The sequence below is a fragment of the Methylobacterium ajmalii genome (assembly GCF_036448855.1).
GTDB classification, from domain to species: domain Bacteria; phylum Pseudomonadota; class Alphaproteobacteria; order Rhizobiales; family Beijerinckiaceae; genus Methylobacterium; species Methylobacterium ajmalii.
In genome coordinates, this window is sequence record NZ_JAZFXT010000020.1 from 37,292 (window position 1) to 56,640 (window position 19,349).

Sequence of the window (19,349 nt, forward strand, 5' to 3'; positions counted from 1 at the left end):
CTCCCTGATGGCCTTCCAGGTTGACGCGTGGTCGGGCCGCCTCCGATCCTCGTGCCTGTCGCGCGACCCCGCGGGTCTTCCGTATCCTCGCCGCGCGGGCCGGCCGCGTCGCTCGGGGTCGTCCCGCAGAGGTCGAGCGCGTGCCTCGTGGACCTCCCCCTGATTTCCGATCTCCGATTTCACACCTGTCCAGGTTCGATGGCGATCCCAGATCGTCGACCGCTCGAGGCCTTCGCGCCAGTCATACGGGCGGAACGACGACGGGACGGGCTGGGCGCGAAGCTTCTTCGCAAGTCGACGGCCGCCATCCGACCGCAGGAGCTGTTAGATCGATGGGCGGCCCAGTTGCATGGACCTTGTTCGATTGACGTCGGCAGAATCATGGGCGGTCAAGTTTCTTAAAGAAATTTCCAGATATATTTTAGGAGATCACAACTCAAAATAAGCTCGAACATTCCGATGCAACGGAAGGGCGAGTTTCGAGGAGGAAAAATTGGCCGTCGGAGTCAGAGCCCAGCTGCACGCGCTCACGGCGGCGGCCGTCCTGGGGATTGCCGCCATCGTGGTTCTCGCGGGTTTCGCCCTGCGCGACACCATCGTCGAGGCCCGCATGACGAAGACACGGCAACTGGTCGAGGCAGCTCACAGCCTCGTGTCGGGGTTCGCCGATCAGGAACAGGCCGGACATTTGTCCCGCGATCAGGCCCAGCGGCTGGCGATATCGGCGTTGAAGGCGATGCGCTACGACGCAGCCGAGTACTTCTGGGTCAACGACATGTCCCCGCGCATGATCATGCACCCGACCCGGCCCAAGCTCGACGGCACGAGCCTCTCCGAGCTCAAGGACCCGAACGGCAAGGCCCTCTTCGTCGAGATGGTCGATGTGGTGCGCAGAGCCGGCAGCGGTTTCGTGCCCTACCAGTGGCCGAAGCCCGGCGAGGACGAGCCGGTCGACAAGATCTCCTACGTGAAGGGCGTCGCGCCCTGGGGCTGGATCGTCGGCTCGGGCGTCTACGCCGACGATACCGCGGCGCATGTCCGGGATGCGCTCCTCGGCCTGCTCAAGGGCGTCGCCCTCGCGACGGTCGTGATCGTGGCCCTCGCCCTGTCGATCGGACGTTCGATCGCCGGAAAGATCAGCCACCTGGCGCGCGTGATGCGCGAGCTGGCCGAGGGCCGTCTCCAGCAGGAGATCCCTTCCGTCGAGCGGCGCGACGAGATCGGCGCGATGGCCAAGGCCGTGCTGGTGTTCCGCGACAACGCGATCGAGCGCGGGCGTCTCGAGGGGCAGGTGACGCTCACCGAGCGGGAGAAGGAGCAGCGCATCCAGGATCTCGAGGCGAGCCTCGCCGCCTTCCGCCAGGCGATGGGCCAGGTCGTGACGACGGTCGCGACCAACACCGCCGAGATGCAGCGCACCGCGGAGGCGCTGACGGCGATCTCGAGCCAGACCTCGCAGGAAGCCGATGCGGCGACGCAGGCGTCGAGCCAGACCTCCGGGCACGTCACGATGATGGCCGCCTCGACCGACCAGCTCTCGGGCTCGATTCAGGAGATCTCCCGGCAGGTCCAGGGCGTCGCCGCCATCGTGCGGCAAGGCAGCGAGACGGCGACGGCCTCGGCGGGCCAGGCGCGGGCGATGGCGGAAATCGGCGAGCGCATCGCGGCGGTGATCGGCTCGGTCCAGGCGATCGCCTCGCAGACGAACCTGCTGGCCCTGAACGCGACCATCGAGTCGGCGCGGGCCGGGGAGGCGGGCAGGGGCTTCGCGGTGGTCGCCGCCGAGGTGAAGGTCCTGGCGGGCCAGACGGCGCAGGCGAGCGAGGAGATCGTCGCCCGCGTCGGCGAGATCCGGGCGACGACGCGCCGGGTCCTCGATGCCAACGAGCAGCTCGTCGGCATGATGCGGGACATCCTCACGGCGACGACCGCCGTCGCCTCGGCGGTCGAGGAGCAGAACGCCGCCACCGGCGACATCGCCCGCAGCGTGCAGCTGGCGGCGGACGGTACCGAGAAGCTCGCCCTCAACATCGCGGAAGTCCGCTCGGAGGCACGGGAGACCGAGCGGAACGCGGGGGCGGTTCTCGACGCCGCGAGGACGATGCGGTCGCAATCCTCGCTGATCGAGGAGCAGGTCAGCACCTTCGTGCGCGTGCTCCAGGAGGGCCCCCTCGCGCGTCGCCAGGGGGGCTCCGACGGGCCGCATCCCGATCGAGAGCGACGCGCCCGTATCGCCTGACGGGACGGGCGGCCGGGGATCGTTGCCCGGCACGCTCGCGATGGACGCCGGAGCCTGAGTTCGAGCGTCTGTCGCGTGCAGCAACCGCTCGCTCGCACCGGCTTTCGAAGGAGAGATTCGCCCCCGACCCGGGCTCGCGGCCGCGATCACCGCGCGGCTGGCTGATGGTGCCGATCCCGGCGGCCCGCCAGCGCGAGCCCGACACCGGCCCAAACCGGCAACCGTGCTCGTGCGGACCGGTGCCCGCGCCGTCATCCGATCGACGCTTCGCCCCGAGCATCTGCGGCGCAAGGCATCGGCCGACCTGCTCCCGTAGGCCATCCGGTCCCCTCGATCCGACCGGAGCCGCGCGTCGTCGGGGAGAAGGGCCGCCAGGCGCAGGACCGCGAACGCGAAGGAGGCGCGTCCGGGCTGAGGCGGCGCCTGTCTCGGCGGCCGAAGCCCTGGACCGTGTTCAGGACGGCTTGCGTCCTCGGGGCCCGATCAGGACCGGCGCGGTTGTCGTTCATGCCACCCCGCCGTGGCCGGGCGCACGGTCACCGCCCGGCATCGACCCGGTCGAGGTCAGCCCCGTCTCATCCGACGGACCGGGAGAGCTCCCGGACGTGCCGGGTGGCGGCCTCGATCGCCCCGTTGGCATCGGCGATGGAGGCCATGCCGCCGGCGAAGGCCGAGACGTTCCGGGCGAGCGCGGCCATGCTGCCGGAGATCTCCCGGGTCACCGCGGACTGCTCCTCGACCGCCGCCGCGACCGCCGTCGAGATCGCGTCGAGCCCCTGGATCGTGCCGCGGATCGACCGGATGGCCGTGGCGGCCTCCTGCGTGGTCGCCTGGACCCCCGAGATCTGGTCACGGATCTGGGTCGTGGCCGTCGCGGTCTGCCCGGCCAGGGCCTTCACCTCGGCCGCCACCACGGCGAAGCCGCGGCCGGCCGGGCCGGCGCGGGCGGCCTCGATGGTGGCGTTCAGCGCCAGCAGGTTGGTCTGCGCGGCGATGGCCTGGATCATCCCGACGACGTCGCCGATCCGCGCGGCCAGATCGCTCAGGCCCTCGACCACGGCGCCGGTGTGCCGGGCCTGCGCGACCGCCTCGGCGGCCATCCGGGCGGCGTAGCCGACCTGCTGGCTGACCTCGCCGACCGAGACCGACAGCGCCTCGGCCCCCGAGGCGACGCCTCGGATGTCGTCCGAGACGCGCCCGGTCAGGTCCATGGCCTCGGCGGTGCGGGCGCTGGCGCCCCGGACCGAGGCCGCGACGGCGTCGAGCTCGAGGCCGATCGTCCGTTGCGCCTCGTGCCGCCGGCGGCGCTCCTGCACCTGGGCGGTGATGTCGGCGGCGAACTTCACCACCTTCAGCACCTCGCCGCCCGGCGCGAGGATCGGGTTGTAGGTCGCCTGGATCCAGACCTCGCGCCCGCCCTTGGCGATGCGGCGGAACTCGCCGGCCTCGAAGGCGCCGCGGCCCAGCCGCTGCCAGAACCCGAGATAGGCCTCGCTCGCCCGTTCCGCGGGATCGACGAACAGGCCGTGGTGGCGGCCCCGGACCTCGTCGAGCGCGTAGCCCATCGCGTCGAGGAAGTTGGCGTTGGCGTCGAGGATCGTCCCGGCCGGGTCGAAGGCGATGACCGCCTGGGAGCGGTGGAGGGCGGCGATCTGGCCGGCGAGGTCGAGGGCGTGCAGCTTGTGCGCCGTGATGTCGGTCGCGAACTTGATGACCTTGACGACGCGTCCCGACCGGTCGAGCACCGGATTGTAGCTGGCCTGGATCCAGACCGGTCGGCCGTCCTTGGCGACGCGCTCGAACTCGGCCACCTGGTGGGCGCCCCGGCCCAGGGCCTCCCAGAAGCTCCGGTATTCCAGACTGTCCCGGTGGCTCGTCTCAACGAACAGGCTGTGGTGGCGGCCCCGGACCTCGTCGAGCGCGTAGCCCATGGCGGCCAGGAACCGCTCGTTGGCCGTCAGGATGGTGCCGTCGGGGGCGAACTCGATGACGGCCTGGGAGCGATCCAGGGCCTCGAACTTGGCCCTCAGGTCGCCGGAGACGGACACCGAACCAAACATGATAAAATCCCTGGATTTATTTTTTACCGGTATTGCGGGTATTCATTAAAATATATTAAATCCATTGCACATCTAAAGCATAACAGGGTGTTTTTCGCATCCAATAGGCCGTTCGATCTAAGCGTTCAGCCGACCATCGCCGGCTCCATGTCGGGGCCGGCCACCGCCACCCGGTCCCGCCCGCCGCGCTTGGCCGCGTACAGGGCGACGTCGGCGCGCTTGAGCAGGCTGTCGACGGTGTCGCCGGGCGCCCACTCGCTCAGGCCGATGCTGGCGGTGAAGCGCAGGTCCGGCAGTCCCGGGACCGTGCCCGCCGCGCACTGGATGCGGATGCGGTGGGCCGCCACCGCGGCGCCGGCGATGCCGTGGCCGGGCATCAGCACGGCGAATTCCTCGCCTCCGAGGCGGCCCGCGGTCGCCCTGGTCTCGCCGGTCTCGCGCAGGATCTGCGCCACGCGGCGGATCACCTGGTCGCCGATGTCGTGGCCGAAGCGGTCGTTGATCGACTTGAAGTGGTCGATGTCGACCTGGAGCATCGCCAGCGGGTTCTCGGCCGAGGCGGCGGCGAGGTCGCTCTCGGCTCGGCGCATCAGGGCGCCGCGGTTGAGGAGCTGCGTGAGGTGGTCGGTGTCGGCCTGGCGGATGAGGGCGCGCTGGAGGCCGAGCACCCGCTCGGCCGCGCGCAGGCGGCCGTGGAGCTCCTGGGGGCTCGGCGGCTTCGACAGGAAGTCGTCGGCGCCGCTGTCCAGAACCTCGCCGAGGGGCCGGTCGTCGCGCGCGCTCGACATCACCAGGATGGTGAGGGGGCGGCGCTCGTCGACCAGCGCCCGCAGCGACCAGCACAGCTCGAGCCCGCCGAGCGGCTCGACCTCGAGGCTGGTGAGGACGCAGGCGACCGAGGGGTCGGCCTCGACATGGGCCAGCGCCGCGGCGGAGTTCGAGAACGCCACGACGGTGTGGCCGCCGGCCTCGAGCATGCCGGCGACGATCTTGAGGACGACGCGGCTCGGATCGATCAGGGCGACGTGCACGGCAGGCCTTCTTCAGGATGCGAGGGGGAAGGGGAGGGGGCCGCCGGGCTGCCGGCCGGCCGCGCCGCGATGCGCCGGGGCGGCTTCGTCGCTCGCCGGGTCCATCCAGCTCGCGATCTCGCCCGGCACGGCGTCGTCCGCCATCAGCGCGTAGCAGGTGCGGTCGCGCCCGGCGGCCTTGGCCTCGTAGAGGGCGGCGTCGGCGAGGCGCAACAGCTCGGCCGCCTCCCCGCCGGCGCGCGGCATCCCGAAGGCCAGGCCGATGCTGACGGTGATCCGGCCGACCGGGCCGTCCCGCGCCTCCACGAGGAGGCAGCCGACGGCTTCATGCACGTTCTCGGCGACGCGGGCGGCGCCCTCGGCGTCGGTGTCCGGCAGGAGGACGGCGAATTCCTCGCCGCCGAGACGCGCCACGAGGTCGCCCGGTCGGCGCGCGCTCGCCGACAGGGCGCCGGCGAGCGCCACCAGCACCCGGTCGCCGCCCTCGTGCCCGTGGCGGTCGTTGAACCGCTTGAAGTGGTCGGCATCGACGACGAGGAGGCCCAACGGCGAGGAGCGGCGGCGCGCCTCCGCGAAGGCGCGCTCGAACGTCTCGTCGAAGGCGCGGCGGTTGGGCAGGCCGGTGAGGGGATCGGTGCGCGAGAGCAGCGCCAGCTCGGCCTCGGCGGCATTGCGCCGGCGCAGCTCGCCCGCGACCAGGACCGACAGCCCGACCGCGAGGGCGCACAGGGCGAGGACGACGAGGCCGATCCCGATCGCCTTGGTGCGCCAACCGGCCTCGATCTCCCGGGTCGAGAGCGCGACGCTGAGGTAGAGCGGCAGGGAGCCGACGCGGGTGAAGGTGTAGAACCGCTCCACGCCGTCGCTCGGCGTGACCCCGACGAAGCTGCCCGTGCCCTCGCGCAGGAAGCGCTGGACGTTGGGCGAGGAGGCGAAGTTCGGGGCGAGCTCCTCGTTGGGCTCGGGGTGGCGCACGATCCGGGTGCCGTCGGCGAGGAACAGCGCGATCGTGCTCCCGGGCCCGAGCCGGATCCGCTCGAACATCCGGTCGAAGTAGGACAGCGACAGGCTGCCGAGCACGATCCCGTTGAACGAGCCGTCCGCCATGGCGACGCGGCGGCTGAGCACGATCACCGGCTTGCCGGCGAGATGCGAGATCACCGGCCGGCTGATGTGGAGCCCGAGGTCGGGATCGGCCTTGTGCGCCTTGAAATACTCGCGGTCGGCGTTGTTGAGGCGCCGTGCCGGCCAGCCGGCGGCGTCGTAGATCGCGTTGCCGTGCTCGTCGAGGACGAGCATCACGCCGAGGTCCTTGGCATTGACGGCCCGGTCGAACAGGACGCGCTGGCGGAAGTGGGGCTTCACCTCCTCGAGATCGTAGATCTGGAGGTTCTCGATCACGCCCTGGAGGGCGAGATCGATGATCTCGACGTTGCGGTCGACGTCGCGCTCGATCACCTGGAGCAGGTTCCAGGAGGTCCGGGCGGCCTTGTCCCAGGCGTCCCGGCGCATGTCGGCCAGCATCGCGCCGCACACCGCCACCATGCCGAGGGGAGCCACGACCCCGAGGGCGGCCCAGGTCCGGGCCGAGCGCAGGCCGCGCGGCAGGAGGGAGATCAGGCGCACGCTCATGCGTCGGCGGGGAAGTGCGGGGTGAAGGCCGCGGCGATCGGCCGGAAGGCGGCGACGACCGCGGGATCGAGGCGGCCCGTCATGCCCTCTAGGATCGCCATCGCCTCCTCGCCGGGCAGCGGCGGCTTGTAGGGGCGCTGCTCGATCAGGGCGGCGTAGATGTCGCAGACGGTGACGAGGCGTACGAGGTCGGGGATGTCGTCCTCCCGGCACCCGTCGGGGTAGCCCGATCCGTCGAGCATCTCGTGGTGGGAGCGCACGACCGCGAGCATCTCGGGCTCGAAGCCCTGGCCGGCGAGCATGCGGTAGCCCTTGTCGGGGTGCTGGCGCACGATCGCCATCTCGTTCGCGTCGAGGCGGCCCGGCTTGTTGAGGATCGCCGAGGGGACGTGGATCTTGCCGACGTCGTGCAGGAGCGCGGCCTTCGTGAGGCGGTGGCACTCGCGCTCGCCGAGCCCGAGGCTGCGGGCGAAGGCGGCGGCGAGCCCGGTGACCAGCAGGCAGTGCTGGTGGGTGGCGTCGTCGAAGCGGCGCACCGCCCGGACCCAGTCGCGGATGCCGGTGTCGCGGACCGCCTGGGCGATGAAGTCGGTCCCGGTCTCGACGACGCGGGTGGTGACGGGGCCGTCGGGCACGAACACCGAGCCGAAGAACTGGCGCGCCTCCTCGCTGGCGCGCAGGGTGCAGGGGTCGAGCACGACGGGGTGGGGAATTCCGGCGGCGGCGCGGACCCGTGCGGGATCGAAGGGCGCGCAGAGGGTCTCGGAGGCGCCGAGCGCCACGCCGAACAGCCGCGCGCGCGCCGAGTTCTGGCGCAGCAGGACGACGAGGGGAGCACCGTGCCGGGCGACCGCCAGGATGCGGCGCAGGCGGTCGAGCGCCTCGGCGCTGTGGTCCTCGACGTCCGCGAGGAGGGCCGAGGCCGGGCCGGCCGGGGCGTCGTCGTCGTAGAGGTCGCGGATCTCGCAAGCCGTGCCCTCGCCGAGGTCGCGGGCGAGCCCGCGGCTGCGGCCGGGATCGTCCGAGATCATTAGGATCCGGTGCATGGTCGGGCCCCGGCGGGAGGATCAGGCGAACAGGGCGTCGACGGCGTCCTGCGAGACGGCCGCGACGTCGGGCAGGGCGGGGCCGTTGAGGAGGGCGTCCTCGCCGCGGCGGCGGTCGCTGCGGGCTGCCGCGGGGGCGGCGCCGGCACCCCAGACGCGGAGCATCTCGGCGACCCGGTCCTCAATGAAGGCGATGGTGCGCACGACCTTCGAGATGCGCTGGCCGGTCAGGTCCTGGAAGTTGCAGGCGACGAAGACGGTCTGCATCTGGGCCTGGATGGCGGCGGCATGGCCGCGCGTCGCCTCGTCGGCGGCACCGCGGACGATCCGGCCGGCGAGGTCGTCCACGGTCTCGGAGGCGCCCAGGATGGTGTTGGTGGCCCGCTCGGTGCCCTGGACGACGGCCTGGAGCTCGTCGCGGGCGCGCCCGGCATCCTGCTCCTGGCGCAGCCCGGCGATCTCTTCGCGGGTGCGCACGATCGCGTCGGAGATCGTCACCAGGTGACGCTGCAGCAGGGCCGTCTGCTCCTCGACGAGGACGGGAGCGGGAGCGGGTGAAATGCAGTCCATGGCGCCGTTCGCTTGCTGATCCCTATGCTGGCAGCATGCATAATCCAGGATCGCTAGGCGAGTCGGGCCCTATCGACATTGGTCGTTAGAATTAATCGAAGATTTATGTTATGACTTCCGTCATAAGACGTTACGGAGGGGAGTGGAACAAGACGGAAATTTCGCCACGACGACCGGCTGCACCAGCGTCATGGGGGCTTGATCATTCGTCTACGATCGTTCGCCGGATCGACCGGGTACGACCCGGTCCCGGGCCGCCCGGACGGTGGTGGGGAAGCGGGCGACCTCGGCGGTCAGGTGCTTGGACTGGCGCGACAGCTCCGAGGAGGCCGACAGAACCTGGGACGCCGCCGCGCCGGTCTCCTCGGCCCGGCCGGCCACGCCCGCGATGGTCGTCGTCACCTCGCCCGCCCCGGTCGCCGCCCCCGGCTTGTTATCAGGCGAGGGATAAGGACCCCGTTTCCGGGGTGATCGGTGTCCAAACGAGCCCCCAGGATACGTCATCCAGACGCCTCCCATACTCGAAACGGAAGGCTCGCGGAGGATGTTGGTCGCGAAGATCCGCCGCGCGTACTTCGTGCAGCATAAGCCGATCAAGTAGATCTGCCGGGAGCTGAAGCTCTCCCGCAAGGTCGTCAGGAAGGGGGCCCGCCCGGAGACAACCATCTTCCGCTACACCCGCAGCGTCCAGCCTGCGCCCGAGCTCGGGTCCTGGCGTGACGAGCTCGACCGCATGCTGGCGGCCCATGCCGGGAAGCCGGCGCGGGATCGGCTGACGCTGACCCGGATCTTCGAGGCGCTGCGGGGACTCGGCTACGAGGGCGGCTATGATGGCGTCCGTCGCTACGCCAAGACGCGGAAGCGCCAGCAGGCCGGCGTGACGGCTCCCGCCTTCGTGCCGCTCGCCTGTGTCCCCGTGCTCGCCCGCAAGCCCGGCGCGCTGCGCAACGGCGCCCCGTTCAAGGACTGGGTCCTACCGCTCGCCCTTGCGCCGCACCGAGACGCTGCCGCCGTTGAGCCGGCGCAGCGAGACCTGGAGCCGGGCCTCCGCGGCCTTGATCTCGGTGAGGGCCTGGTGGGTGTAGTGGATATGCGCCTCGGCGGCCTCGCCCGCCGCCTCGACGTCGCCCGCCATCACGCTCTCGTAGATCGCCCGGTGCTGGGCGCGTAGGCGGTCGCGGGTCTCCGGGCGGGCAAACAGCTTCTCGCGGTTCTCGATCACGCCCTGTCGCAGCATCCCCGACAGGGCCCGCATCGTGTGCAGCACCACGAGGTTGTGGCTCGCCTCGTAGACCGCGACGTGGAGGTCCACGTCGGCCTCGGCCTCCTCCCGGTGCACGCCCTCCTCGTGGGCGCGGTCGATCCGCGCCATGCAGGCGGTGAGCCGGTCGCGGTCGACCGCGTTGGCCCTTGCGGCGGCGAGCCGGGCCGCCATCCGCTCCGTCGTCGCCCGGAACTCCAGGTAGTCGTCCACCACCTCGGCGTGGGAGGCGATGAGCGCGATCAGCGGATCGGTGATCTCCCGGCCGAGGGGCGCCACCGCGCGCCCCCCCCCCGAGGCGACCAGCAGGCCCTCCTCCTCCAGGATCTTCATCCCCTGGCGCAGGGTGGGGCGCGACACGTTCAGGCGCAGCGCCAAGTCGCGCTCGGGGAGCAGCAGGTCGCCGGGGCTGAGCGAGCCTTCGAGGATGAGGTCCTTGAGGTGGCGGGCCGTCCCCTCGGCCACGCTCGCGCCCTTGATCGGGTCCTGCTCCATCCCGCGCTCCGCCGACCACCGTCACCCTGACCGGCACTATAATGCGGGAAATCGCGATTTCCAATTGACCGGGTTGGTAAAATCATTTTACCGTTCCCATGCCTCTGGTTCAAGTCGGTCATCGAGGTCGCGCGGTCCCGTCGGCCGGTGCGCCCGCTCACGCCCCCGCACCCGGTGCGGGACGGCGATGGCGGCCGCGCGGATCGAAGGCAGCCGCATCCGCAAGAGAGAGGTCCCAAGGACCCGCACGCGTCCGCAACGGGCGAGACGGTCCGAGAGGACGAGGAAGTCGAAGAGGGGGAGGATCCACAAGGTGAGCTGGAATCAAGTCTACGATCCGTTGTCGAACAGCGTCTGGTCGACGGCGCTCGCCGCCCTGCCGATCGTCGTGCTGCTGGGCGGCATCGGCCTCCTGCACCTCAAGGCGCACGTCGCGGCGCTCGCCGGCCTCGCCGTCGCCCTGGCGGTCGCGGTGCTCGGCTTCGGCATGCCGGCCCCGATGGCCGGCGCCACCGCGGTCTACGGCGCCGCCTTCGGTCTCCTGCCGATCGGCTGGATCATCCTCAACGTCATCTTCCTCTACCGGCTCACCGAGAAGACCGGGCAGTTCGACGTCCTGCGCGACTCGATCGCCGGCATCACCCCGGACCGGCGGCTCCAGCTCCTGTTCATCGCCTTCTCGTTCGGCGCCTTCTTCGAGGGTGCGGCGGGCTTCGGCACGCCGGTGGCGGTCACCGCCGCAATGCTGATGGGCCTGGGCTTCTCGCCGCTCGCCTCCGCGGGCCTCTCGCTCATCGCCAACACCGCGCCGGTCGCCTACGGGGCGCTCGGCGCCCCCGTCATCGCGCTCTCGGCGGTGACCGGGCTCGACCTCATCGAGCTCTCGGCGATGATCGGCCGCCAGCTGCCGTTCTTCTCGGTCCTGGTGCCGTTCTGGCTGATCTGGGCCTTTGCCGGCCGCAAGGGCATGTGGGAGGTCTGGCCCGCGCTCCTCGTCGCCGGCCTGTCCTTCGCGGTGCCGCAATACTTGGTCTCGAACTTCCACGGCCCCTGGCTCGTCGACGTGGTGGCTGCGCTCTGCTCGATGGCGGCGCTCGCGGGCTTCCTGCGGGTCTGGCGCCCGGCCAGAATCTGGACCTCGACCGGGGACGACGGCGCGCAGGCGCCGGTCGCGGAGCCGAAGACCCACGCCACCCGGGCAGTCCTGCGCGCCTGGACGCCCTGGATGATCCTGTCGGTATTCGTCTTCGCCTGGGGCACGCCGCAATTCCGCGCCTGGCTCGACTCGCTCTGGGTCTGGAAGCTGCCGGTGCCCGCCCTGCACAACCTGGTGGTGAAGATGCCGCCGGTCGTCGCCAAGCCCACCATGGAGGCCGCGGTCTACACCCTCAACCTGCTCTCGGCGACCGGGACCGGCATCCTGCTCGCCGGCCTCGTCGGCGGGCTGATCCTCGGCTTCTCCCCGCTGCGGCTGGTGCGGGAGTACGGCCGCACCACCTACCTGGTGCGCTACTCCCTCCTCACCATCGCCGCGATGCTGGCGCTCGGCTACGTCACCAAGTACTCGGGCACCGACGCGACGCTCGGCCTCGCCTTCGCGCAGACCGGCTGGATCTACCCGTTCTTCGGCGCGATGCTGGGCTGGCTCGGCGTGGCCCTGACCGGATCGGACACCGCCTCGAACGTGCTGTTCGGCGGCCTGCAGAAGATCACCGCCGAGCAGCTCGGCCTCTCGCCGACCCTGATGGCCGCCTCCAACTCCTCGGGCGGCGTGATGGGCAAGATGATCGACGCCCAGTCGATCGTCGTCGCCTCCACGGCCACGCAATGGTACGGCGGCGAGGCCAAGATCCTGCGCTACGTGTTCTTCCACTCGGTCGCGCTCGCCTGCCTCGTCGGCTGCCTCGTGATGCTCCAGGCCTACGTGCCGCCCTTCACCGCGCTCGTGCCGGCGCACTGATCCTCCGACCGGGCCGGGGGCTGCGACCCCCGGCCCCCGTCCTTCCCTCTGCCTGGCCGCGCGGTTCCCCGCGCCCGCGGGATCGCCCCCCGGGAAAGCCTTGATGCGAGAGCCCCGATGCGCCTGAGCGACTGCCACAGCTTCCACGACTTCCGCCGCATGGCGAAACGCCGCCTGCCCGGCCCGATCTTCAACTACATCGACGGCGGCGCCGACGACGAGGTCACCTACCGGCGCAACACCGCCTCCTTCGAGGCCTGCGACCTCGTTCCCAACGTCCTGCGCGGCGTCACCGACGTCGACATGTCGGTGACGGTGATGGGCCAGCGCCTCGCCATGCCGGTCTACTGCTCGCCCACCGCCCTGCAGCGGCTCTTCCACCACCAGGGCGAACGCGCCGTGGCGGCGGCGGCCGGCAAGTTCGGTACGATGTTCGGGGTCTCCTCGCTCGGCACCGTCAGCCTGGAGGAGGCGCGCCGGATCAGCAGCGGTCCCCAGGTCTACCAGTTCTACTTCCACAAGGACCGCGGCCTGAACCGCGAGATGATGGCCCGCGCCAAGCAGGCCGGCATCGAGGTGATGATGCTGACCGTCGACAGCATCACCGGCGGCAACCGCGAGCGCGACAAGCGCACCGGCTTCGCGATTCCGTTCCGGCTCACCCTCGGCGGCATGGCGCAGTTCGCGATGAAGCCGGCCTGGGGCATCAACTACGTCACCCACGAGCGCTTCCGGCTGCCGCAGCTCGAGAACCACATCGCCATGGATGGCGGCGCCCTCTCGATCAGCCGCTACTTCACCGAGATGCTCGATCCGGGCATGACCTGGGACGACGTGGCCGAGATGGTGCGCGACTGGGGCGGCCAGTTCTGCCTCAAGGGCGTGATGTCGGTGGAGGACGCCAAGCGCGCGGTGGCGATCGGCTGCACCGGCATCGTGCTGTCGAACCACGGCGGGCGCCAGCTCGACGGCTCGCGCAGCGCCTTCGACCAGCTCGCCGAGATCGTCGATGCCGTCGGCGACAGGATCGACGTGATCATGGATGGCGGGGTGCAGCGCGGCACTCACGTGCTCAAGGCCCTGGCGCTCGGCGCCAAGGCGGTGGGCCTGGGCCGCTACTACCTCTTCCCGCTCGCGGCCGCGGGCCAGCCCGGCGTCGAGCGGGCGCTGGAGCTGATGCGGATCGAGATCGAGCGCGACATGAAGCTGATGGGCTGCACCAGGATCGACCAGCTCACCCGCGACAGCCTGCGCTTCACCCGCGGCTGAGGCGGGGCGCCGTCGATCCTGGCCGCGGCGGCGACCATGTTCGCCGCCGGTCCTTCGACGAACGGAGCTTGACCGGTGAATTCCGGCCGATCAATCATGTCTTAAGTCATGGCCATTACGTCCGGTCAGACTGTTCGGCATGTGACATCCGCCTGCAATGCACGCGAGCAACGGGTTGTACGACGCAACCGACCTTTGTTCGTCCCTCGCTCCGGGGGCGGACACCGTGGTCGCGTTCCTCGATCGCGTCCGCGAGGCCTTCGCCGTGCGCGCCGTCCTGCTGCTCGGTCCGGAGGGCGGGGCGCCCGCCTGGGCGAGCGGCGGCGCGACGCCCGACGCCGCGGCGGCCGCCCTGTGCCGGGCGGTCTCCGGCGAGGGCCTGCGCGTCGTCCCCGACCTCGCCGCCCCGCGCTGGCGCACCCACCCGGCGGTCGCCGGCGCGCCGGGCTGGCGCTTCGTCGCGACCCAGGCGCTCGGGTCCGGACCGGGCCTCCTCGCCCTCCTCGATGCCCGGCCCCGCCGCCTGACGCGGGTGCAGGAGCGGCGCCTCGCCGACTTCTCCGTCGCCGCCGAGAGCCTCGGCCGCCTCGCCCGGGCGGGGGAGGGCCTGGCGCAGGCCCTGGCCGCCCAGGGGCGGGCGCTCGCCCACAGCCGCAAGATCTTCGACCGCGCCGCGACCGCCGCGCGGATCGGCGTGTGGGAATGCGCCCTGCCGGACGAGACCCTGACCTGGACCGATCAGGTCTACGCGATGTTCGACCTGCCGCGCGACGCGCCCCTCGACCGCGACCGGATCGTCGCCTGCTACGCGCCGGACTCCCGGGCCGCGCTCGCCGAGGCCCGCGGGCGGGCCATCGCCGAGCGCGGCGGCTTCACCCTCGACGCCGAGATCGTCACCGGCCAGGGCCGCCGCCGCTGGATCCGCATCAACGCGGTGGTCGAGTGCGAGGGCGCCGACCCGGTGCGGATCTTCGGGATGAAGCAGGACATCACGGAAGAGAAGCTCCTCGCCGACCGGACCCGCTACCTCGCCGAGTTCGACGCCATGACGGGCCTTGCCAACCGGGCGACGTTCCAGGCCCGCCTCGCCGCCCTCGACGAGGCCCCGGGGCGCTCCCCCTTCGGCGCCCTGCTGCTGATCGACCTCGACGGCTTCAAGCCGGTCAACGACACGCTCGGCCATCCGGCCGGGGATGCCTGCCTCGTCGAGGTCGCGGGCCGCCTGCGCGGGTCGTGCCGCGACGGCGACCTCGTCGCCCGGATCGGCGGCGACGAGTTCGCGGTCCTCCTCGCCACGACCGCGCCCGGCATCGCCGAGGAGGTCGCGGCCCGCCTCGTCGCCGCGCTCGGGCAGCCGGTGGCCTGGGCCGGCCGGACCTTCAGCATCGGCGCCTCGATCGGCATCGCCCGCGCCGACGGCCGCTCCTCCGCCGAGCTCTACGCGGCGGCGGACGCGGCGCTCTACGCCGCCAAGGCCGAGGGGAGGGCGCGCTTCCGCGTGGCGGCGGGCCCGGCGGCCCTGTCCGCCCGGACGTCGTGACGCCCGGTCCGCCGCATCCGACGTCGTCGGTTTCCTGTTAGCGCCAGCGTAACGTCTCGGACCCGGGGCGCGTCGATGCAGGAACGTCGTGTATTGCGGCGGGGCACGGCCGCGCCGTTGCGTGCGGAGTGTGTCGACCGGTGGAATAATCCTGCGAGTCATGCTCCGTCGCGCGCCATATAATTTCGCTTGATCCGGACCGTCATTGACTTTCGCCGAATTGCCTCGGCCCGCGGGGCGTGCTGATATGCGGCATAAGCCGCCCGACCAACGGGGCGGCGTTGGGAGGAATCGATCGATGAAGCGAGTGATCGCGGGAGCGTTGTCCCTGGGCGCCCTCGTTATGGCAGCGCTGCCGGCCGTGGCGCAGGACAACAAGACGCTCACCGTCTGGTTCAGCAAGGGCTTCTATCGGTCCGAGGACGAGTCGCTCTGGGCGACGATCAAGAAGTTCGAGCAGAAGACCGGGATCAAGGTCGAGCTGTCGCAATACGCGATCCAGGACATGATCCCCAAGACCGTGGCGGCGCTCGATTCCGGCTCGCCGCCGGATGTCGGCTATTCCGACACCTACAACAACCAGGCCGCCGGCAAGTGGGCGTTCGAGGGCAAGCTCGAGGACCTGACCGACGTCCTCCAGCCGATGATGCCGCGCTTCGCGCCCCAGACCGTCGAGCACGTGCTGCTCATGAACGGCCAGACCGGCAAGAAGGCCTATTACGGCTTCCCGCTCAAGCGCCAGACGCTCCACACCGAGATCTGGGGCGACATGCTGGAGAAGGCCGGCTTCAAGCAGGCCGACATCCCGCAGAAGTGGTCCGATTACTGGGCGTTCTGGTGCGACAAGGTCCAGCCCGGCTACCGCAAGGCGTCGGGCACCCGGACCTACGGCATCGGCGCGCCGATGGGGGTCGAATCGACCGACAGCTTCCAGTCGTTCTACGCCTTCATGGACGCCTACGACGCCAAGCTGGTCGACGCCGACGGCAAGCTGACCGTCGACGACCCGAAGACCCGCGAGGGCGTGGTCAAGGCGCTCAAGGACTACACCGATCCCTACGTCAAGGGCTGCGTGCCGCCCTCGGCCACGACCTGGAAGGATCCCGACAACAACGTCGCCTTCCACAACCGCACCACGGTGATGACGCACAACTTCACCATCTCGATCGCCGCGAAGTGGTACGAGGACAGCGTCAACCCGAACAACACGCCCGAGCAGCGCGAGGCCTCGAAGAAGGCCTACGAGGAGACGATCATCACCGCGCCGTTCCCGAACCGGCCGGACGGCAAGCCGATGACCTACCGCGCCGACGTCAAGCAGGGCGTGGTCTTCTCGGGCGCCAAGAATAAGGCGGCGGCGAAGGAGTTCGTGAAGTTCATCATGGAGGAGGACAACCTCCGTCCCTACGTCGAGGGCGCGATCGGCCGCTGGTTCCCGGTCACCAAGGACTCGATCGAGAGCCCGTTCTGGCAGGCCGACAAGCACCGCAAGGCGGTCTACAACCAGTTCAAGTCGGGCACCGAGCCGTTCGACTACGTGAAGAACTACAAGTTCACGCTGGTCAACAACGAGAACGTCTTCGCCAAGGCGATGAACCGGGTGGTGAGCGAGAAGGTCCCGGTCGAGAAGGCCGCCGACGAGATGCTGGCCCGCATCAAGCAGATCGCCGGGCAGTAACAAAGATATCGGCCTGACCGATCTCTCGTTTTGAAAGGTGCGCGCTTCCCCTCCCCCTTGTGGGGAGGGGCTAGGGGTGGGGGTGGTGCCGGAGAAGCCTCGCGCTCTACGCGGCACCACCCCCACCCCCTGACCCCTCCCCACAAGGGGGAGGGGAGGGTGCTCGTCCTTTGAAGGACAGTCCCGCCCAGACCCGCGGAACAACAGGAGAGGCACCCGTGCCTCAATCCACACCGTCCAGAGCGGGGTCCGATCACACGCTGATCGGGGCCCGCTCTCGGTTTTCCCATCCCCCGCCTCACGGCCTCACCAAGGAGACCGACCATGTCCGCAACGGTCGCTGAGGCAGCGCCGGTCGCCGCGGCCCAGCCCTTCCGCCTGACCTCGTGGCAGGCCTGGGGGCTGATCCTGATCGCGCCCTACCTGCTGATCTTCATCTTCTTCGTCATCTACCCGATCGGCTACGGCCTGTGGCTGGCGCGCAGCCCCGCGAGCTACGTGCACCTGGCCGAAGACCCGATCTTCGCCCGCGCGGTCGTCAACACGCTGGTGTTCCTGCTCGTCGGCATCAACGTGAAGATGGCGATCGCGCTCGTGCTGTCGGGCTTCTTCACCAACGAGCGGAAGTGGATCCGCTGGCTGTCGGTGCTGTTCATCCTGCCCTGGGCGGTGCCGTCGATCCCCACCATCCTGTCGGTGCGGTTCATGCTGAACCCCGAATGGGGCGTGGTGAACTCGCTGATCTTCCGGCTGACCGGCGACGACGGCCCGAACTGGCTCAACGACCCGTCGCTGGCGCTGACGCTCGCCATCGGCGTCCATATCTGGAAGTCGCTGCCGTTCTGGACGCTGATCCTGCTCGCCGGCCGCCTCGCCATCTCGGCCGACCTCTACGAGGCGGCCTCCGTCGACGGCGCCACCAAGTGGCAGAAGTTCCTGCACGTCACCTGGCCGTCGATGCGGACGCTCTACGTGACCTGCACCATCCTGTCGATGATCTGGACGCTGGGCGACTTCAACTCGGTCTACCTGCTCACCGGCGGCGGTCCCGCCGATCTCACCCACGTGCTGGCGACGCTCGGCATCCGGTATCTGCGCCTCGATCAGGTCGACGCCTCGATGGCGGCGGTGGTCTGCGCGATGCCCTTCGTGCTGCCGCTGGTCTACGTGCTGATGAAGAGGCTCTCGAAATGAGCACGACCCTGACCGCCCGCGCGACGCCGTCCGCCGAGGAGCGCGCCGCCGCCCGCACCAACTGGCTCAAGGCGGCCGGCACGGAGGCCAAGCTCCTCCTCATCGGCATCCCGGTCCTGCTCTGGACCGTGATCCCGATCTACCACCTCGTCCTGTTCGCGATCTCGCCCAAGCAGGACGCGATGTCGGGGGCGCTGTTCCCGGCCCACCCGACGCTCCAGAATTTTCGGATCGTGTTCGGGCAGCAGCACTACTTCCTCTCGAACTTCTGGCAGCAATTCTGGAACTCGGCGGTCATCGCCTTCGCGACCGGCGTGCTGACGCTGTTCGTCGCCACCGCGGCGGCCTTCGCGATCAGCCGCCTGAAGGTGAAGGGCGGCCGGACCGTGATGAACATGGCGCTGTTCACCTACTTCATCCCGGCCGCGTTCCTGGCCGTGCCGATGTACAAGACGATGGGAGCGTACGGGCTGCTGAACAGCAAGTGGGCGCTGATCCTCGCGATGGTGACGATCGCCAGCCCCTACGCGATCTGGGTGCTGAAGCAGGCCTCCGACAAGCTGCCGGTGGAACTGGACGAAGCCGCGATCATGGACGGCGCCTCGCCGCCCCAGCTCTTCCGCTTCGTCTACCTGCCGCTGATGGTCCCGTCGCTGGTCGCGATCGGCGTCTACGCGCTGCTGCTCGCCTGGAACGAGTACCTGTTCGCCTTCCTGCTCCTCTCCCGCGACACCGACGTGACCCTGCCGGTGGCCCTGGGCAGCTTCCTGGCGGCGGATGACTCGCCGTGGGAGCTGCTGATGACCACCGGGCTGATCTACGCCCTGCCGCCAGCCGCGATCTATTACGTGTTCAAGCGGTATATGGTGGGTGGGTTGACGGCGGGCGCGGTGAAGAGCTGACGGTTGACGTTGTAGGGCTGTGTTATCAAACAGATCCGGTCACGAACTCATGTTCGTGACCGGATCTGTTTGGCTACTGCGATCGTTCAGTTAATCGATGTGTCGTAAGGTGCGCATTAAAATATATTAATATTTATTATTTCCCGCGATTTATTTTTCTGTGGCCGTAGTGTTGGGTTTATTACGCTTCCTATTTCGGCGTCGCTTTTTTAGCGTCCCATAATCGGCGTTGTTCTCAGATTTTTTAGCAGTCTGGCCACTGGTCTGTTTAGGATGGTGTTTTGGTTTATTCACATTTTGCTTTTTGAAAGACTCTCTTTCGGAATTTATATGTTTGTCGCTCCGACTGATCAGCCCCCACGGGGTGGCCCGAGTGGAATGTTAGTGAACCGTGGGCCTTTCCACCACGGGTAGCTTGGCCGGCGGAGCCGGTCGGGCGAGCGCAGCCGGCCAAGCGGTTAAAGCTGGCACG

At 69.7% G+C, this 19,349-nt stretch carries 13 protein-coding genes and 2 pseudogenes; 8 read left to right on the forward strand and 7 right to left on the reverse strand.

Annotation, left to right across the window (positions count from 1 at the left end; all coding sequences use genetic code 11):
* The first annotated feature begins 493 nt into the window (after positions 1-493).
* On the forward strand, positions 494-2,239 hold the full coding sequence (locus V3T34_RS07585) for a cache domain-containing protein (protein WP_305078664.1): 1,746 nt from the start codon (positions 494-496) through the stop codon (positions 2,237-2,239).
* Positions 2,240-2,814: 575 nt separating this feature from the next.
* Here V3T34_RS07585 and V3T34_RS07590 read toward each other — a convergent pair.
* The 6 genes and pseudogenes from V3T34_RS07590 to V3T34_RS07615 form a co-directional block, all read right to left on the reverse strand.
* Positions 2,815-4,299 carry a methyl-accepting chemotaxis protein gene (locus V3T34_RS07590; RefSeq protein WP_305078665.1) on the reverse strand — a complete coding sequence of 495 codons (1,485 nt, stop codon included), beginning with the start codon at positions 4,297-4,299 and terminating at the stop codon, positions 2,815-2,817.
* Positions 4,300-4,424: 125 nt separating this feature from the next.
* The gene (locus V3T34_RS07595) at positions 4,425-5,330 is read right to left on the reverse strand and encodes a GGDEF domain-containing response regulator (RefSeq protein ID WP_060846791.1); all 906 of its coding nucleotides are present in this window, start codon (positions 5,328-5,330) and stop codon (positions 4,425-4,427) included.
* Positions 5,331-5,342: 12 nt separating this feature from the next.
* Positions 5,343-6,962: a sensor domain-containing diguanylate cyclase gene (locus V3T34_RS07600; protein WP_305078666.1), complete on the reverse strand. Its 1,620-nt coding sequence runs from the start codon at positions 6,960-6,962 to the stop codon at positions 5,343-5,345.
* On the reverse strand, positions 6,959-8,008 hold the full coding sequence (locus V3T34_RS07605; protein WP_060846790.1) for an HD-GYP domain-containing protein: 1,050 nt from the start codon (positions 8,006-8,008) through the stop codon (positions 6,959-6,961). The genes V3T34_RS07600 and V3T34_RS07605 overlap by 4 nt, the downstream gene beginning before the upstream one ends.
* Before the next feature lie 21 nt (positions 8,009-8,029).
* Positions 8,030-8,578 carry a protein phosphatase CheZ gene (locus tag V3T34_RS07610; RefSeq protein ID WP_060846789.1) on the reverse strand — a complete coding sequence of 183 codons (549 nt, stop codon included), beginning with the start codon at positions 8,576-8,578 and terminating at the stop codon, positions 8,030-8,032.
* A gap of 210 nt (positions 8,579-8,788) precedes the next feature.
* A pseudogene (locus V3T34_RS07615) lies at positions 8,789-9,013 on the reverse strand (hypothetical protein); the annotation flags it as partial.
* 109 nt (positions 9,014-9,122) lie between these two features.
* Here V3T34_RS07615 and V3T34_RS07620 point away from each other — a divergent pair.
* Positions 9,123-9,494: pseudogene (locus tag V3T34_RS07620) on the forward strand (IS21 family transposase); the annotation flags it as partial.
* A gap of 57 nt (positions 9,495-9,551) precedes the next feature.
* Here the strand turns inward: V3T34_RS07620 and V3T34_RS07625 are convergent.
* Positions 9,552-10,334, reverse strand: a complete 783-nt coding sequence (locus tag V3T34_RS07625) for an FCD domain-containing protein (RefSeq protein ID WP_060846787.1) — start codon at positions 10,332-10,334, stop codon at positions 9,552-9,554.
* Between the two features lie 313 nt (positions 10,335-10,647).
* On the opposite strand from V3T34_RS07625, the gene V3T34_RS07630 reads away from it, so the two are divergent.
* From V3T34_RS07630 to V3T34_RS07655, 6 genes are all read left to right on the forward strand, one after another.
* Positions 10,648-12,294, forward strand: coding sequence for an L-lactate permease (locus V3T34_RS07630; RefSeq protein WP_305078667.1), 1,647 nt, complete (start codon positions 10,648-10,650; stop codon positions 12,292-12,294).
* Between the two features lie 117 nt (positions 12,295-12,411).
* Positions 12,412-13,563, forward strand: a complete 1,152-nt coding sequence (locus tag V3T34_RS07635) for an alpha-hydroxy acid oxidase (RefSeq protein WP_305078668.1) — start codon at positions 12,412-12,414, stop codon at positions 13,561-13,563.
* A gap of 175 nt (positions 13,564-13,738) precedes the next feature.
* Complete coding sequence (locus V3T34_RS07640) at positions 13,739-15,103, forward strand: GGDEF domain-containing protein (RefSeq protein WP_331369140.1); 1,365 nt, start codon at positions 13,739-13,741, stop codon at positions 15,101-15,103.
* A gap of 298 nt (positions 15,104-15,401) precedes the next feature.
* On the forward strand, positions 15,402-16,781 hold the full coding sequence (locus V3T34_RS07645; protein ID WP_305078670.1) for an ABC transporter substrate-binding protein: 1,380 nt from the start codon (positions 15,402-15,404) through the stop codon (positions 16,779-16,781).
* A gap of 324 nt (positions 16,782-17,105) precedes the next feature.
* Positions 17,106-17,975: a carbohydrate ABC transporter permease gene (locus V3T34_RS07650; RefSeq protein WP_060846782.1), complete on the forward strand. Its 870-nt coding sequence runs from the start codon at positions 17,106-17,108 to the stop codon at positions 17,973-17,975.
* The gene (locus V3T34_RS07655) at positions 17,972-18,877 is read left to right on the forward strand and encodes a carbohydrate ABC transporter permease (protein ID WP_082742470.1); all 906 of its coding nucleotides are present in this window, start codon (positions 17,972-17,974) and stop codon (positions 18,875-18,877) included. The genes V3T34_RS07650 and V3T34_RS07655 overlap by 4 nt, the downstream gene beginning before the upstream one ends.
* The last annotated feature ends 472 nt before the right edge of the window (positions 18,878-19,349 follow it).